This is a genomic window from Blautia sp. MCC283 (genome assembly GCF_018785565.1).
In the GTDB taxonomy this organism is placed as follows: domain Bacteria; phylum Bacillota; class Clostridia; order Lachnospirales; family Lachnospiraceae; genus Blautia_A.
Map to the genome: position 1 here is coordinate 21,609 of NZ_WQQB01000016.1, position 16,452 is coordinate 38,060.

At 39.6% G+C, this 16,452-nt stretch carries 16 protein-coding genes; 1 reads left to right on the plus strand and 15 read right to left on the minus strand.

The window, feature by feature from the left end; all coding sequences use genetic code 11:
• Positions 1 to 30: 30 nt before the first annotated feature.
• The 5 genes from licT to GPK81_RS05630 all read right to left on the minus strand — a co-directional run bounded on the left by licT (position 31) and on the right by GPK81_RS05630 (position 5,776).
• A complete protein-coding gene (licT, locus tag GPK81_RS05610; RefSeq protein WP_059086637.1) occupies positions 31 to 882 on the minus strand; it encodes a BglG family transcription antiterminator LicT in 852 nt (283 codons plus the stop codon).
• A gap of 291 nt (positions 883 to 1,173) precedes the next feature.
• Positions 1,174 to 2,343 carry a YkvI family membrane protein gene (locus tag GPK81_RS05615; RefSeq protein WP_215706683.1) on the minus strand — a complete coding sequence of 390 codons (1,170 nt, stop codon included), beginning with the start codon at positions 2,341 to 2,343 and terminating at the stop codon, positions 1,174 to 1,176.
• Between the two features lie 18 nt (positions 2,344 to 2,361).
• Positions 2,362 to 3,780, minus strand: a complete 1,419-nt coding sequence (locus tag GPK81_RS05620; protein WP_119248315.1) for an FAD-binding oxidoreductase — start codon at positions 3,778 to 3,780, stop codon at positions 2,362 to 2,364.
• A gap of 3 nt (positions 3,781 to 3,783) precedes the next feature.
• Positions 3,784 to 4,974, minus strand: a complete 1,191-nt coding sequence (locus tag GPK81_RS05625; RefSeq protein ID WP_119248316.1) for an electron transfer flavoprotein subunit alpha — start codon at positions 4,972 to 4,974, stop codon at positions 3,784 to 3,786.
• Positions 4,975 to 4,987: 13 nt separating this feature from the next.
• Positions 4,988 to 5,776: an electron transfer flavoprotein subunit beta/FixA family protein gene (locus GPK81_RS05630; RefSeq protein ID WP_021976223.1), complete on the minus strand. Its 789-nt coding sequence runs from the start codon at positions 5,774 to 5,776 to the stop codon at positions 4,988 to 4,990.
• 225 nt (positions 5,777 to 6,001) lie between these two features.
• Here GPK81_RS05630 and GPK81_RS05635 point away from each other — a divergent pair, with 225 nt between their 5' ends.
• Positions 6,002 to 6,544: an SMI1/KNR4 family protein gene (locus GPK81_RS05635; protein WP_015526348.1), complete on the plus strand. Its 543-nt coding sequence runs from the start codon at positions 6,002 to 6,004 to the stop codon at positions 6,542 to 6,544.
• An 829-nt stretch (positions 6,545 to 7,373) separates the two neighbouring features.
• Here GPK81_RS05635 and GPK81_RS05640 read toward each other — a convergent pair.
• The 10 genes from GPK81_RS05640 to GPK81_RS05685 all read right to left on the minus strand — a co-directional run bounded on the left by GPK81_RS05640 (position 7,374) and on the right by GPK81_RS05685 (position 16,438).
• A complete protein-coding gene (locus tag GPK81_RS05640) occupies positions 7,374 to 7,979 on the minus strand; it encodes a helix-turn-helix domain-containing protein (RefSeq protein WP_227945551.1) in 606 nt (201 codons plus the stop codon).
• Between the two features lie 138 nt (positions 7,980 to 8,117).
• A complete protein-coding gene (locus tag GPK81_RS05645; protein WP_173738317.1) occupies positions 8,118 to 8,495 on the minus strand; it encodes an SdpI family protein in 378 nt (125 codons plus the stop codon).
• A 112-nt stretch (positions 8,496 to 8,607) separates the two neighbouring features.
• Positions 8,608 to 8,982, minus strand: coding sequence for a TnpV protein (locus GPK81_RS05650; RefSeq protein ID WP_119248407.1), 375 nt, complete (start codon positions 8,980 to 8,982; stop codon positions 8,608 to 8,610).
• Positions 8,983 to 8,986: 4 nt separating this feature from the next.
• On the minus strand, positions 8,987 to 9,514 hold the full coding sequence (locus GPK81_RS05655; protein WP_119248406.1) for a hypothetical protein: 528 nt from the start codon (positions 9,512 to 9,514) through the stop codon (positions 8,987 to 8,989).
• A 637-nt stretch (positions 9,515 to 10,151) separates the two neighbouring features.
• Positions 10,152 to 11,615 carry a HEPN domain-containing protein gene (locus GPK81_RS05660; protein WP_215706684.1) on the minus strand — a complete coding sequence of 488 codons (1,464 nt, stop codon included), beginning with the start codon at positions 11,613 to 11,615 and terminating at the stop codon, positions 10,152 to 10,154.
• A 103-nt stretch (positions 11,616 to 11,718) separates the two neighbouring features.
• Complete coding sequence (locus GPK81_RS05665) at positions 11,719 to 13,065, minus strand: DNA cytosine methyltransferase (protein WP_118236022.1); 1,347 nt, start codon at positions 13,063 to 13,065, stop codon at positions 11,719 to 11,721.
• A 95-nt stretch (positions 13,066 to 13,160) separates the two neighbouring features.
• The gene (locus GPK81_RS05670) at positions 13,161 to 14,096 is read right to left on the minus strand and encodes a hypothetical protein (RefSeq protein WP_182440000.1); all 936 of its coding nucleotides are present in this window, start codon (positions 14,094 to 14,096) and stop codon (positions 13,161 to 13,163) included.
• Positions 14,097 to 14,175: 79 nt separating this feature from the next.
• Entirely contained in the window at positions 14,176 to 14,547 is a 372-nt protein-coding gene (locus GPK81_RS05675) for a TnpV protein (RefSeq protein WP_215706685.1), read from the minus strand.
• Between the two features lie 4 nt (positions 14,548 to 14,551).
• A complete protein-coding gene (locus GPK81_RS05680) occupies positions 14,552 to 15,967 on the minus strand; it encodes a plasmid recombination protein (RefSeq protein WP_275945127.1) in 1,416 nt (471 codons plus the stop codon).
• A gap of 243 nt (positions 15,968 to 16,210) precedes the next feature.
• On the minus strand, positions 16,211 to 16,438 hold the full coding sequence (locus tag GPK81_RS05685; protein WP_117753950.1) for a DUF5348 domain-containing protein: 228 nt from the start codon (positions 16,436 to 16,438) through the stop codon (positions 16,211 to 16,213).
• Between the last annotated feature and the right edge of the window lie 14 nt (positions 16,439 to 16,452).

Sequence of the window (16,452 nt, forward strand, 5' to 3'; positions counted from 1 at the left end):
TAACACCTAACTTTATAAAACAATCTCTTTTCACAGATTTTTCAGACGTTTATGGTCTTCTGTGATCTTCTGGATATGAATCGTCAGATACAGCATTTCGTCCTCAGTCATAGCGTATTTATATTCCTCTTCCATCATAAGATAGATCATTTTTACACAGCCGTAAGCTTCTCTGTACTGCTCCTTGATGATCTTGAAAAGCTCCTGATTCTCATCATAGTGAAGCTCTTTATGAAGGAATCTCTGGGCAAAATATTTCAGATGCGTGAGAAACCGCTGATAATACAGATTATCCTCCTGAAATTCCATATTGTCATAATACTTCTCCACGATGTCCAGGATCTGATGTACGATAATGGAAATCTGATAGCTGTCCGTCTTGCCGCCATCTTCCGCATTCACAAAATGCAATGCAAAAAATCCTGCTTCATCTGCAGAAAGATCTACCTCGAACATCTCATTTACCTTTTTCAGTAATTCCAAGCCGATCTCATATTCCTTATGATAAAGCTGCTTGATATCCAGAAGCAGCATATTCTGAAGGCGGATCCCGTTTTCAAGTCTAGAGATCGCACCCATGATATGGTCGCTAAGGGAAAAATAAATACTGTCATTTAATTTCATCCCCTCTTTTTCCTTCACTTCATTTACAAAAGCTTCCACAAAATCCAAATATTTTTCCGGAATAGCAGTCAGATAACCCTGTATCTCCTTGCTGATCTGGGCATTTTCCGCAGTAAAGATCTTCTCGATCCTGGACTCCTCCACTTGCTGTCCTTTCTTTTTCTGAAAGGCAATTCCGCAGCCCTTTACAATAACTTCATGTCCCTGTCCATCCCTGGACAGTATCAGATTATTATTCAAAATCTTATGGATAACCATATTCCTGTTCCCCCGCTGCCAGACAAACAAAAAAAAGACCATTACAGTATATAGAAACCCCATTCCTATACTACTATAAGGTCTTGCCTGACGATAAATAAATATTTCAGTAACAATCCTTCTGATTCGTAACTATTTAACAACTGTATGTAATAGTATCAGAAAAAATATATGTTGTCTATCTGGAATATTTAATAAAATATTTATAATATTTTTGTGAACTTTGACAAAATCCCCTGATGATCCTGCCATACGGATCAACGGGGGATTTTCTGTTCAGCTTTTTATTCTTCAGATCTCTTTTCCCTTTGTCGCAACGGCATGTACAACAAACGGTACAAACAATGTAATAAACGCCGCATATCCAAGGTATGCATATCCCTTCTTAACAACTGTCATCAGACCGAACTGTGCGATGGCAAATGCCAGGAATGTAAAGATTGCTGTAAAAACTGCATTTCTTCCAAGGTGTCCCTGCGCTTTTTTCTCCGGGCTGTCCATACGGCGCTCCACTGCATTTACACAGCGGGTCACAATACCAGAGATCATATTTACTGCTGTGGAGATAGCTCCAAGGATGATCAGCAGAGAAATGATCGGTGTCAGGATACCGGCGCCTACACCGTTCTGGACAAGTACCAGCATCGGTACCGATGCAGATGCCAGTTTACTTACATATGCAATGGCAAGAAGTCCGAGGATGGAAAGCTCCATTGCACAGAAATTGCATACAAACATCCAGATCGCTGCTTTGTTGATCTGTTTTTCGTCCGTTACATCCTCCATGTGCTGGTACATAACAGAAACAGATGCCAGCTGGAAGAAGAAATAAAGGACTGCTGAATAGAGGGCCGGTCCAAAGGCTCCGCTCTCGGAGGAAAGTACAGTCATTTCTCCGGAGGACATAGTATGGATGGAAGCTGTGATATCTCCCCACTGTGCAATGATATTCGGAACAAGTACCAGTACAAGACCGATGATGATCAGCACACTTAATGTAGAAGCACATTTTCTTACAACATTGGTTCCGAAAAGTGCGATCACAAAGATAAATGCTGCAATGATCAGTGTACAGAGCCAGTATGGGATCCCGAACAGTGTCTGCAGTGTGGAACCGCCGGTTGCAAAGGCTGCTGCAGATGCAGTTCCGATCATGATCAGGTAACAGATCTCATAGAGATTGGACATAACCGGTTTTGTTTTTCCGTAAAGACTGTCGGAAAAGCTTCTGTAATCGTAGGTTTTGTGTTTGTATGCGTAGCGCATTCCATACCAGAAAAACAGTGCATACAATCCCTGTGTCACTGCCGGCAGGATCAGACACCAGATACCGTAGTTGATAAAGTACTGATAGATCTGCGCTCCTGATGCGAATCCGCCTCCGAACTGTGTGGTAAATGCGACGAACGCAAGTCCCATAGCCAGAGGCATTTTACTTTGTAATGATTTATTCTGACTCATCTCTCTTTCCCCCATTTTTTATTTATTATATTCGATGACTTTTCCCGGATTCAGGATCAGTTTATCATCGAAAGCCAGCTTGATGGCTTTATAAAGAGCGATCATTCTCGGTCCCGCAAATTCTTCCAGAAATTCCAGACGTCCGTTTCCGATGCCATGCTCACCGGAAAGCTGTCCGCCCAGTTCCTTGGACAGTGCATAAAGCTCTACCAGACTTGCGTGAGTGGCTTCCTTCCACTCCTGGTCACTCATTTCCGGTCCACGGAGCATCTCTGTATGGATATTTCCGTCTCCGCAATGTCCGCAGGGCTCTACACGGATGCCATGTGCACTTGCGATCTTTTTGGCTGCTTTTACATACTCTGCGATCCTTGCACGCGGAACAACTACGTCACACTCCTCCTGTGCGATAGAATCTGCTTTCATTCCTTCCAGGATCCCGCCCCGGACACTCCATACGGCTCCGGCACGCTCCGGTGTGCCTGCGATACAGCAGTCCAGGGCTCCGTTTGCCAGGGCTGCTTCCGCTGCTGCCTCTACTGCGCTGTCAAGTTCCTGCTTACTGGAAGCATCATACATAACGATCAGCACTGCTTCTCCTTGTTTTACTGGGAACATTTTGTTCAGATTACGTTCTACGATATCGATCAGTTCTCTTTCCAGAAACTCGATGGCTGTTGGCACAAACGGCAGCTCCAGAACCTTCGGGACCATGTCTGCACATTCCTCAAGACTCCTGAACGGCATTACAAGAGTACAGGTGCAGGTCGGTGCGGGAAGAAGCTTCAGCGTTACCTGAGTCAGGATACATAAGGTTCCCTCTGAGCCGATCACCAGATCTTTTACATCATATCCCGTTGTGTTCTTCACAACGTTGGATGAAAAATTCATGATGGAACCATCCGGCATAACTGCCTCGATACAGCGGACGAAATCCCTGGTCAGTCCATATCGTACCGCCTTCATACCACCGGCATTTGTGATAACATTGCCGCCGATGGAAGCTGTTTTTTCGCCCGGATCCGGCGGATAAAAAAGTCCTCCTGCTGCAGCGGCTGCCTGGATATCGATGAGAAGTGCTCCCGGCTCCGCTGTGATGGTCTGGTTCTTTCTGTCGATCGGAAAGATCTTGTTCATGCGCATCACAGAAAGCATAATTCCACCATATTTACAGGTTGCTCCGCCTGCAAGTCCGGTTCCTGCGCCACGGCATACCACCGGGATATTTTCTTTATATGCGTAAGCCATGATGGCTGAGATCTCTTCTTTATTTAAAACCTCCACATAAAGCTCCGGAGGAAAAACTCCGTACTCCGGCATCTCATCACGATAATATTCTTTTGCGATCTCATCGCCGACCCATACACGATCTGAAGCAGTCACAGAACGGATGTAGTCAAAATCTTCTGAAGTCATTTTTTTATAGGGATATGCCATGACTTAATCCTCCTTCCGATTCTTTATCAGCTCTGTCAGCTCCGGTACAACCTGATACAGATCATCCACGATGCAGTAATCTGCAACATTAAAGATCTGTGCCTCCGAATCATTGTTGATCGCTACGATACAGTCAGATCCTGTCATGCAGGAGGTAAACTGGATAGCACCGGATACGCCGCAAGTGATGATCAGCTTCGGACGGACAGTTCTTCCGGAAAGTCCGATCTGATGTGCAACATCTCCGAATCCGTTTTCTACCATAGGGCGGGTGAAGGCAAGCTGTCCGCCAAGGGCATCTGCCAGTTCCCGGCACATTTCCACATCCTTTTCATTCCGGACACCACGGCCTGCTACTACCAGAACATCCTCTTCCTCAAGGCTCTTTACCTTATCAATGACCCTGGATGACAGAATCTTGATCCTGGAATCTGCCATTTTTTCATTTACCGGACATACGACCACCTGACCATGCGGGTTTTTTATTTTTTCTGCCTTGTCCATAACCTTATAACGGACCGTGGCAAACTGTGGCCGTGATTTGGTGATGCCGATCTGAGCCATGATATTTCCGCCGAAAGCCGGTCTGATCTGGATCATATCGGTGTTGGAACGGATATCCAGAGTTGTGCAGTCTGCAGTCAGTCCCGTATGGAATCTGGTGGAAAGCCTCGGTGCAAGGGAACGCCCCAGCGCAGTAGCTCCGATCAGCACAGAGCTTGGTTTGTTTGCTGCGATACAGTCTGCAACTGCGTCTGTATAACAGTCTGCGCGGAAGCCTTCGAAGCCTTCATGCTCATATACGTACACATTGTCTACGCCATACGGCAGAAGCTTTTCCGCATTTTCCTTTGTTCCTTTTCCTCCGACGATCACACAGTTAACCTGATAACCGACTTTGACAGCCATCTTTCTCGCTTCTCCGATCAGCTCAAAGGTAACCGGATGAATCTCTCCTCTCTCCTGCTCCACATAGATAAGAAAGTTTTTCCATTTATCCTTGTCAAAGGATTTCGCCTTCTGCTCAAACCGGATAGCTTTCTCCGGGCAGTTACGAACACAAAGCCCACACATACGACAGGCATCGCCTACAACAATTCCATTTCCCTCTATGGTGAGGGCCCCAAAAGGACATTTCTCCACGCATACTCCGCAGAGTACGCATTTGTTTATATCAAATTTTAAAAATTCCATGTTCCGCTTCCCCCTATATGATCTTCTTTCCGGTCAGGAGAGCAACAAGCTTGTCTGCCTTTTCCTTTGCAGTTCCTTCCAGATAAACCTGTTTTTCACTTTCCTCCGGCGCAAACATTTTTTCCACAGAGGTGGGGGAACCGATCAGTCCGTAACGGCTCAGATCCTGATCCGGCATATCTTCAAAGCTTAAGATCCGTACCGGACGGTCTGCAGTTGCCTTCTTTAACAAATAGGATGGCAGACGTGGCACGCAGGTATCCTTATCAATAGTCAGCAGACATGGATACGGAATCTCGGAAACCTGAGAAACACTGACAAGATCCTGACGGACCTGAATGCTTTTTTCATTAACGTCCATGATCTCAGCTACCCATGCAGCATGTGGGATGGTCAGATGCTCTGCAATGGCCGGACCAACCTGGGCTGTGTCACCATCTGTGGTCTGTCTTCCGCAGATGATCAGATCTGCACCGCCGATCACCTGGATTCCCTGTGCTAACGCATAAGAGGTTGCCAGAACATCCGCTCCCGCAAATTTTCGGTCTGAAAGAATCACGCCCTCATCAGCACCCATGGTATAAGCATCCCGGATCATCTCTTCCGCCTGAGGCGGTCCCATAGTAAGAACGGTTACAGTTCCGCCTGTTTTTTCCCGGATCGCAAGGGCTGTTTCCAATGCAAACAGATCATATGGATTAGTCCTTGTCTCACCGGACATTCGTTTCATGGCACCGGTTTCCGGATCGATATCAACCTTGGAAGTTGCCGGTACCTGCTTCATACATACAACGATCTTCATTTTCTATCTTCTTTCCTGTATTTTCACTTTTATTTTTTGCTTTAAAACGTTAAACAACTGTATAAGTATAGCATTAACGTGGTATAAAGTCGAGAGGATTTTGGTAAATTCTGCACAAAAAAGCATTGAAAAAACTTTTAAGCATGCTATAATTACTCTCCGTTATCAAATAAAGCAGACATATGAATCTTTACAATATCACATCGATCAAGGAGCATATATGTAATGGAAGACATCCGTGCAATCTACAGAATTTTCAACAATCTAAAATATGAAATGGAAAATAATGGATGGGTCTATCAGTGGCATTTAGGCGATGAACCTATAAAAGTAACTCATAAATTTAACCCTCCTGTAACACCTGAAGAATTTCAGCTGTTTGAAAAATATTTTCCCAATATGAAACTTCCTGCCTCATACAAAGCTTTTTTATCCTGCTCAAATGGCATGGAACTTTTTTGCGGAGAGGAAGGCAGTTCTTTAGTCAGCTGTACCATTTATTCTTTAAAAAGAGCGCTCAAAGAAAAGGAATCTTGGAATAGTACGCCTATTTTATCTGATCCGGAGTTTACATATCATCTTCCTGTTCTTTGCTTACAGGACATCGGCGATATAACCATGGATCTTCAGGCTGTATCAGAAGGCAGAGACGATTACCTATGCTATCCAGCTCCAGATACTGATCGTTTTAATATCCCTTTTAATGAATGGCTGGAAAGATATATCGTATGCCAGGGGCATGAATTCTGGTATTTCTTGAATCCATAAAACAGAAATTTTATGAATATTTTTCGTAAAAATACCCCGGAAACCTTACGGTTCCGGGGTATCTTACGTTTGGACACAATGTACCTTGCGGTACTCAATATATATTAAATTAGGATGTTATACTAATTAAGGATTACTCGATAACTGTAGCAACACGTCCTGATCCTACAGTACGTCCACCCTCGCGATACTTTAATCCCGTTTTATCTCATATTTTTTATGGTTTTCTATCCAAAATACAGTGAAAAACGGCTGATTTGCACCATCTATTTTTATTTGCCTGATTTCTTGGCACCGTTTTGGCACCGGAATCCCTGGTCGAAAAGATTCTTTTCTACAGTTGCCCTACTCTCATCTGTCAACTTCATATTGCGCCGACAGTTTCAGACGGTTATAATCAGAACATGGGTGCTACCATAACGGTAAACGGTTAGTCCTTCTCCAGAGGGTTGCAGAGTGCCAGTGGCACTCGTTTTGCAACGACCGAAGTGAAACGGAGACCTGTGACCTTCTGATTACATAGAAACCTGTAAAGGAATCCAATGGAAAGAAGAACTAAGCCAATGAGTATTGTTGACTTCATAGCAGTAGTGAGCTTCGGCTTAACCTGCTTTAGTATCAGATATACATTAGGCAAAGATAATCATAAACCACAAAAATAACCGCCCTGTCTGCAAACTAAGCGGTTATCTTTGATAGATATTCTAAATAGTAAAACGGACTAACCGTCTATCGGTAGCACTCTTTTTTCTATAAGCATATTATCACGCATCTGTAAGAATGTCAAAAAGTTCTTTTTCCATAGTATGTAATACGAATTTGAAAATACTTATAAGCCGAAAAAATACACCAGTACCAGCTTGATCACAGCAGCTCCACCAAAAGCAACAACTGCAGTTACAACTAATTGCATAGGTTTTGGGAAATTTTCGAACACAAAAACTTTCCTACTCTTGCTCCGCACCTTGCTTAAAGATCCTGTCGTAAATGCTGCCATCATTATGACTGACACAGATACCAAGGTCTCACAATAGCCGGCAAGCTTTCCTAACACATCATTATACATATATGCACCTGTTTCATGCAGAATCCAGTATAGAACCAATGCACAAACTCCCATGACACTTTGGAGCTTCATTTCCTTAAAAATCTTCTCTTTCTCTGTAGTTGCATAATCTGACATTGTTTTAGCAATTTTTCTTTCTTCTTCGTTCATCATCTCGCTTTTCCTTTCTCCACTGATAATCTCAGGAATGCTGATATCATAATAATCTGCAATATCCACAAGAATACTGATATCCGGCATATTGTTTCCGGTTTCCCATCTGGATACGGTCCTTCCAGAGACATTTAATATTTCTGCCAACTGCTCCTGTGTAATGCCTTTTTCTTTGCGAAGTTTTTTTAAAAAATTCCCGATTTTTACTTGGTCCACCTCAACTCCTCCTTTCATCATCAAATATAGAATCTGTTATCTGCAAATAACACGACACAAAGCGAGAAATGTCGTATTTTCACTAATAGACACAGTTGTCTATGCGTTTTTCATTTTTTCAATTATACAAACTAGAATTTATCGTCTTGTTCCATTCTTATCAAAATTCTTTTTTAATGCTATTTCTGTTGGGAGAATAGACCCAATTAAAGGAATAAGTTGAACACCACAGATAATTCCTCCTATACTCCCAACACAATCTTCATTTTTTCCAATCACTAAAAGCATGAATATTACTGTTATCGGCAACATAACCATTCCACAGACATACCAGACTTTACCACAATATTTATGAGCAAATTCCCATGTGTCTTTGTTCTTCATAGACATCGAAGTCCGATATCCAAATACTGAATTTATTTCCTTTGGAGCCTTTTTCGTAAAATATCTTCCAAAACCAATCATCGTAAATGGAAGAAGCAAATCCATAATCAACATAAAAATCCAAAACCCCATTGTAAACCTCCTTTACTACAACTTCCGATTTATCTCTTACATTTTATCATATTCTATCCCAAAACTCTATTCTTAGATTGCCAAAGAGCAGCCTTCCGACTGCCCTTTCTGCTCACATATACACGCTCTCTTTCAACACAATTTCCTCCGCACATGCCTTTATATTATTTATCAATCCAACCCATTTCATCAGATCCTGCATTTTCAGTTGTTCCGTCACACCTTGTTTTTCCTCAATCTGCTTTACCAGGGTTTCCACATGCTCTCTGGTCTCCTGATCGACTCGGTTCAGATGTGCCGTCAGCTCCCCAGTCATCAATAAATACTGGTATCGTGCCGGTCTATACTCTTTCAGGAACTGTTTCCGCAACATTCCGTATTTACCATATGTCGGTTCTCCCTCATTCACTGCCAGATCTGGCAGGTAATAGTCTCCATGCAGTATGTAACTTAATCCATTGCTTTCATCATAAATGTGCTTTTTCATCATCTTATCTCTCCATTCCTCTGTTTTTTATTTTATTTTTCTTACGCTGCTGATTCTCCATCTCGCTCTTTCTGGCTCCCCAGGCAAGTCTTTCGTGAATACTTCCTGTTGGCATTTGCTCCATTTGTCGCTTTTCTTCTAATGCCTTCTGCTCCTGTATATCCTGTTGTACCGCATCATCTACAGCATTTTCTCCAAGAACACGCACTACCCGGTCATATCTATCAGAAACATCCTGCAATTGTTGTTTTTCATCAAATAACTGCTCTTTTTCTTCACGCACTGTATCTAGCTCTCTTTGTATTTGGTTATATGCTTGCTTTGTTTTCTGATATTTGTGTTTCCATTTTTCTACTTCTTCGGCAAGTTCTTTAACCTGTGCAGCCATCGCAGCAATTTTATTTTTCACCTGAGTAAACAGTGGTTTTATTTTCTTATCCCGGTAAGTTGTTGCACGTTCCAATGCACCAGCTTCTGGAAGTAGAGTTTTCACTGTTCCATATTCCTTTATTTCTTTGCTGACATTATCCATTACCGGCTGTAACCGTTCTCTGCGTTCTTCCAGGCTATGCAGATCTTTCTCGGCTTTTTCCGCACGCTTCTCAGCTTCCTCTTTATCTTTAACTGCCTGCTCCTTGTCATCTTTTAAAAGCTGGATATTGTAGAAACAATCCGTCTGAAACTACAATATCATCGTGATCCAGAACGTGCTGAACAGATCAAACAGATCAAAGGCTGGTAAAAAAATTACTCCTGTGAATAGCAAACATTCGCAGGAGTTTCTTTTTGGCACCGTTTTGGCACCGCAAGCCTTATTTTTCAATTTTAAATTTATCCGTATTTCATCTTGCTGATAAATTTACGAACAATTCTTTTCTTAGAGTACAGAAAAACCCCGGAAACCTTGCGGTTCCGGGGTATCTTACGTTTGGACACAATGTACCTTGCGGTACTTAATATATATTAAATTAGGATGTTATACTAATTAACGATTACTCGATAACTGTAGCAACACGTCCTGATCCTACAGTACGTCCACCTTCACGATATCAGACCAATGTATTGCGGTGTGCAAATGGTGATTTTTCGTGTGATTTGTGTGGGAAAATCCGGATTTTCCGATGTGTCCGTATAGTTTTGGGCGATTTTGTTATCATGATGTTATCACGCTATTTACTATCCGAAAAAGAATGCATCGCCTTATCAAACTCTGTAAGTTTGAGATCATCAGTTTCAATCTCAATGTCCATTATTTTTTTCATCAATGCAAAAAAGGTTCGATTATTTCTCGACCTAAGCTTAATAGTCTCTATGGCAAGACCCATATCTCGCAGAGTTATAATTCTATATAATTCCTTGCAAAAATTAGAAACATTTAACAGATCATCAAATTTCATTATTGCAGATATTCTATTCGAAGAATGCGTGTAATAATTTCGATCATGCACTATATCATCTATAAGTTTTTCTTTTTTCTCTACAAATTTCTTTTTAGATATTTCTTCAAAAAGATTATAACCTTTGTGCAAATAATCCTTCACTGCTTTTCTAAAAGATATACCTGAATATCCCAAGCCTTTTTCAACTAACTCTTTTTCTTCTTTACTTTCAAGTTTACTAATCAATTCATTCTTTTTTTCCTCAAATTCTTTGATTTCTTTTTCTTCATCTGCGTATGCTTGAGTGTATCCTTCAATCAATTGCATTGCAGCTAAATATTTATTTGTTGTAACAATTTTCACCTCCTCATCCAACAAAATTCTTCCGTATGCTTGTTGTGCATTATATATCTTTTCGTAATTAGAAAACCAATATCTTAATGCTTGTTCTAAATTTTGAAAATCAGTTATTTTATATAAGGAGCTTCTTTTAAAAGATGTATAATCTATTGTATCATTTTTCAATATATTTAATTTTTCTTTTGGAAAATTACAGATTCCCATAACTTCTACCAACTTATCACAATCCACACAATTCAAAGCATTAATTGTAACACTTTCTCCTGCCAATACCGAAAAAAAGTCTGTTATTATATACAAATTTTCCCTTATATTTTCTATGTCTATGGCTGAATTAAATTTCCATGTAATACGATGTGCAAATCCAATGGACAACGCTTCTTTACTATATTGATATTTCGGATAAACGCCAAATATCAATTCTCCATTTTCCAATTGGACACTTCTATTTTCCACATTGATTGGTATATCAATTTTACGGCAAAATATAATATCTTCATAATTTTTATTTACATCGTACGGACATAAACCTATCAATTCATTTCCTTCCGTTATTTCAAAATATATCTCTTGAAATTTAGAAGTATTAGCATAAGCCATTTTTCCTTTTAACAATATATCCGCCTGCAATTCAAGTTTAAAACAATTGTTAACTCCTCCAGAAGCCGATTTAAAATTTAACCCAATTGCAGTTATCTTCTCTTCATTTTCTAGTTTAATTACCAAATACTCAATCTTTTCTTGCGCCATATTCACAATTTTTCTTGAAACTCTATAAAGCGTAATTATCCCTTGATAATATTTATTAATATGTATTTCCGCTCTATTATTTAATTTTAATCCATCTATGCTTTCAAGTTTTCCGGAAAATGCTCCACCGGCTTCTATACTCATGTTTTTCCTCCTACTTATTCTTCAAAATCTCTTTATAAATAAATAAGACATACATCAAATTTACAACATCTTTTGTCAATTCAATATATGCCTTATTTTAATTTTAAGCATAGGCTAATTTTTTATTATCTTGACTATGCTTTCCTCTTTTTTGTATCCGAGATCGTTTTTCTATCTCTTCTTTTGTCATTCCACTAGCACCTTTAAGTAATGCTTTTTCCAACCTACTATTAATGCTCAAATTTCTTTCCTGTTTTCTACGGATAATTCCATAACACCCAACTGGTGAAATAAAAATTTCTTTAGGTGCATCCCCAGAAATAATGTCTTTTAATGATCTAAATTCACATTTTTCTGGCTGTTCAGTACAATTAAGCTTCATCGCTCCAACATCAATAATTCCTTTACTGAAATCATATAAAATAGCATTTTGATACTCATTAATCATCGATTCATCAATATATTTTTTCTTTTCTTTATAGATGCTCTCTGTTAATTCATATGAAACTAATCTTTTTCCGATCCATTGCACCACTGGAACGGCCCACGAATTACCTATAGCTTGATATCTATTCGTTCGTTTTGCGCCTTTAATATTAGTATACTCATCCGGGAAGCCCATTAACCTCTCACATTCAAGTGGCGAAAGTCTTCTTATTTTTTCGTCCTGAACAACAAACAATGATCCATTATATGCTGCTGCATTACCATTCCACTTTGTTCCATAAGCTGAATATAGGCAATCTGAATATTCTCGAAACACTTCAAAAGAATGTCCTTCTTTTTCAAATGTTAAATCTCCTGTTGGATACTCTACAAACTCACCCTTATGCAGTTCAAATAAAATCTCCTCTGGGTGAAAGTCTTTTCCTCCAGCCAAAACATATAGTCTTCGTCTTTGCTGTGGCAAGCCAAAATACTTAGCATCTAAAACTCTCCAAGCAACATTTCTTTTTTCCCCTTCTAATATTCCTGCATTAGGCCATTTCTTCATTTCAACTGCTTTATCTAAACCGGCTAATGATGAAATCAAACATCCAAATGCATTTGTTTTATCCGTAAGAACTCCTTCAACATTTTCCCAAAATACGATACTTGGATTTTGCTTTCTCTCTTTTCTAACTTTATCATTTGCTTCTATTATATCAACAAACTTTAATGTCAGATTTCCTCTTTCATCATTCAACCCTCTTTTTCCACCTGCCAATGAAAATGCTTGGCAAGGTGTTCCTCCACATATAAGGTCTGGTGCACATATATTTTCGTTTATCAATTCTTCCGGAATGTTATTCATATCCCCCAGATTTATTATCTGTGGAAATTTTTCATTTAATACTCTTGATGGGAATGGTGCAATTTCTGAAAACCATTTAAAATCTAACCCTAGTGGCTTCCAAGCAACGGAAGCTGCTTCTATTCCTGAACATATACTTCCAACTGTTTTTATCATTGCGCCCTCTCCTTTCCTAAATTTGAATATACAAAAACCTACATATGCTAGCACGCTTTCATCATATCAAACATACGTTCGTTTTTCAATATATTTTATTCTTTTTCTTTCAAATATTTGTTAAATTGATTTTTCCATTCTATTAAATCATACCAACAGCAACCGATACAACCATTCTCATCAGCTTTTGATGATCCTCTCCACTGTTCATCGCCTTCATAAAACCATTTTATCCCAAAAAAGTCTCCTCTTATTCCTTCCGATACACATTTTTTACAATATCTTTCTTTTTGAAGATTTGTCTGGTTTGTCAATAATTGAAACTTTTTCTTTATTTCTTCTTCTGACATATTTGTTTCATTCACGGTTTCTCCATTTACCCAACGTGAAGAAGGGAATTTATGATCTATAACCAATTCTGAAGCAGTCTGTGGTGAATCAAAACAAGCATCTTTTAATGGTAAAACGTTTTTTATTTTATTCTGAAGGCTTGTAGAAATAGAAAATCTTTTTTCATTATCCGCTGCTTTTCGAGGAAGTCTAATTAATAAATCATAAAATTCCTTTTTCCCACACGTCGGACAATCTTTTTTCATAGTCGCAATATAGTACCCACTTTCGCGCAGTTTTTTTATTCTTGCTGCAGGTTGTGGATTTGCTTGTGGTACCGGACCACATTTTCTACACTGCCATTTAGTCATAACATCATTCCCATTTAGTGCATCAAAAACAGCTTGCGTATCAAAAGCCTGTCTATTTTCCCAATAATGCCGTTGTTCATTTTGCCATACATCATTTCTTCCTGGATCCAATTCCGTGTAACATTGTAATACCCACTCTTTTACATCTTCATATGTACGTGGTATATCTGTCCCCTGATATTTTGATTTTATAGGCACGCATCCATTCCAAGTTTTTGCATGGTATCTAAATGTTACTCCTAAATAATAATCTTGCATTCCATGAATTTGAAATAACTCACCAGTGCGTACATTTGCATTTATCTTTTTATTTTCAAAATCATATGACATTTTCTTTCCCTTCTTTTCTGCATAGATATTCATCTTTATCATACCAAAAGAGAAAAAATAACTCAATATTTTATTATATTTACTTGAATATTATTTGCTTACTTATTTCTTCTGCCACATTCTTAATATTATTCATCCTCCTCACCCATTCCATCTGATCCTGCAACTTCAGTTCTTCCGTCACGCCCCACCGTTCAGCCATCTGTTCCACCAGCATCTCAACTTTTTCTCTTGTTTCTTTATCGACTTGATTCAGATACTCCGTCAATTTCCCGGTCAGTACCAGATACTGATACCTGGCACTCCGGTGTTCCTTCAAAAACTGTTTTCGCATTATTCCATATTTCCCATATGTAGGTTCTTCCTCATTGATTTCCAGGTCTGGAAAATAATAATCTCCATACAATGTGTAGCTCAGTCCATTCTTTTCATCATAAATCTGTTTCTTCATATCCTTACAACTCCATTCCTCTGTATTTTGTTTTGTTCTTCTTTATCTGTGCATTGTATTCTTCACTTCGTTCTCTTGCCCATTGTATGCGGTCACCTATTTTTTTCGGCATCTGCTCTTTCTGTTTTCTCGCTTCAAGTTCCTCCTGGATTCGTATATCGTCCTGTACCAGTCTTTCTACCATATCTTTCCCCAACATGCGTAAAAGTCGGTTATATCTGTCTGCAATTCCCTGCAGTATTTCTTTCTCACCAGACAATTTCTGATAATCTTTCTGAACTTCTGCCAGTTCCTTTTTTGTTTTTTCATGCTCTTGCTTTTTCTTCTGAAACTTACTTTTCCAACTATCTCTTTCTCTTGTGAGTTCTTTCACCTGTGCAGCCATCGCACCGATTTTGTTTTTCATTTCAATGAATAATGGTTTTATTTTCTTATCCCGGTAAGTTACCGCACGTTCCAATGCTGTAGCTTCCGGCAGAAATGTTTTGATCATTCCATATTCTTTTATTTCCTTACTGACATTATCCATCACTGGTTGCAGGAATTCTCTTCTGTCTTCAAGTTTTTTCAATTCCGTTTCTGCTTTCTCCGCACGTTTTTCCGCTATCTCTTTATCTTTCTGAAACTGAATTTTTTCTTCTTCCAGTAGCTTAATATCTACCCTTGCTTCTGCAATCTGAGAAGTCAATCCTTCATTCTCCACTGTCAGATTTTCTTTTTTCTGCTCCAGTTCCCGCACTTCCTTTTTGCGTTCTTTTTTCTTGAAATTGTAAACATCCAGATGTTCTTCATGTGTGCCTTTCTGTTCCCATTCAATTCCATGCTGTTTTGCGATTTCAGCCAGCACTTCCTTTTCATGATTTATCCACTGATTCAGTTCTGTATCATGCTTATTTCCACCTTGAAATCCAAGACTTTTCAATGCCTGCTTCAGTGAAACTCTGGTATCCATTCCTTTTCCCTTCCAGTTGGTCACATAAGGAACAAAGTCAATATGCAGATGCGGAGTAGCTTCGTCCTGATGCAGATAGCAGCTAAATACCCGAAGTGTCGGATTCCGTTTCTGGAAGTCTTTCACATATTCGCCCAGTACCCTTACAGCCAGATTTCCTTCTGACGTTCCCACTGCCATATCCTCACAATTACCAATCTGGAATATCACTTCATGAAATAACTTCTCCTGTTTGCCCTGTCGGATTTTTTCATAATAATTTGCAATTTCCCGGTCCTTTCTTTTCCCGACATTATATCTCTCAACCGCATCGTCAAACAGCTCTTTATAAACTTCCTTCAGATTCTCATTCTTATAACAAATGTTCAGTTGTACTCTGTCCGGATCTACATTTTCTGCTACAAAATCCCGTCTGTTATGAGCCAGTGAACCGGCTCCGATCATGCCACTGATTGTTCGTTTCATCATAAATTTTCTCACCTCTTTTCTGTTTGAGTGCCAGATATGGCACATAATTTTTATTTACGCCAGACATGGCGATATTTAAGAAACTTTCGCCGGATACGGCGGTTTTGTTACTTTTGTCAAAAGTAACGCAAAAGCACTTTCGACAGCCGTACCGTCCATCAAAAGTCCCCTTGCGCCCTGCCGGGGGCATAACTTCCTTATGGACGTCTGTTCTGCACCGACCGAAGTGGATCATAGATCTGTTTATTCTGGTATCCTCGCCTGCACATATTCCAAATCTCCACAATAAGGCGTTCCCACCAGATACCATTCTCTTGCCAGATTCATCTCCATTCTGGTCTGTACCCATTCATCATCTACCAGCACTTCCAGTCCTTCTCCACAGTGAAATCCTGTATCAATCCATAAATCCGATGCTAATAATCCATATCTACCATTGCTACTGTTATATCCTAATCTTCCCTGTTTCATCATTTTCTGCTCCT

Coding starts and splice junctions, on each gene's coding strand:
- licT (WP_059086637.1), bottom strand. CDS start 882: ATGGTTATCCATAAGATTTTGAATAATAATCTGATACTGTCCAGGGAT.
- GPK81_RS05615 (WP_215706683.1), bottom strand. CDS start 2,343: ATGAGTCAGAATAAATCATTACAAAGTAAAATGCCTCTGGCTATGGGA.
- GPK81_RS05620 (WP_119248315.1), bottom strand. CDS start 3,780: ATGGCATATCCCTATAAAAAAATGACTTCAGAAGATTTTGACTACATC.
- GPK81_RS05625 (WP_119248316.1), bottom strand. CDS start 4,974: ATGGAATTTTTAAAATTTGATATAAACAAATGCGTACTCTGCGGAGTA.
- GPK81_RS05630 (WP_021976223.1), bottom strand. CDS start 5,776: ATGAAGATCGTTGTATGTATGAAGCAGGTACCGGCAACTTCCAAGGTT.
- GPK81_RS05635 (WP_015526348.1), top strand. CDS start 6,002: ATGGAAGACATCCGTGCAATCTACAGAATTTTCAACAATCTAAAATAT.
- GPK81_RS05645 (WP_173738317.1), bottom strand. CDS start 8,495: ATGGGGTTTTGGATTTTTATGTTGATTATGGATTTGCTTCTTCCATTT.
- GPK81_RS05650 (WP_119248407.1), bottom strand. CDS start 8,982: ATGAAAAAGCACATTTATGATGAAAGCAATGGATTAAGTTACATACTG.
- GPK81_RS05655 (WP_119248406.1), bottom strand. CDS start 9,514: ATGGATAATGTCAGCAAAGAAATAAAGGAATATGGAACAGTGAAAACT.
- GPK81_RS05660 (WP_215706684.1), bottom strand. CDS start 11,615: ATGAGTATAGAAGCCGGTGGAGCATTTTCCGGAAAACTTGAAAGCATA.
- GPK81_RS05665 (WP_118236022.1), bottom strand. CDS start 13,065: ATGATAAAAACAGTTGGAAGTATATGTTCAGGAATAGAAGCAGCTTCC.
- GPK81_RS05670 (WP_182440000.1), bottom strand. CDS start 14,096: ATGTCATATGATTTTGAAAATAAAAAGATAAATGCAAATGTACGCACT.
- GPK81_RS05675 (WP_215706685.1), bottom strand. CDS start 14,547: ATGAAGAAACAGATTTATGATGAAAAGAATGGACTGAGCTACACATTG.
- GPK81_RS05680 (WP_275945127.1), bottom strand. CDS start 15,967: ATGATGAAACGAACAATCAGTGGCATGATCGGAGCCGGTTCACTGGCT.
- GPK81_RS05685 (WP_117753950.1), bottom strand. CDS start 16,438: ATGAAACAGGGAAGATTAGGATATAACAGTAGCAATGGTAGATATGGA.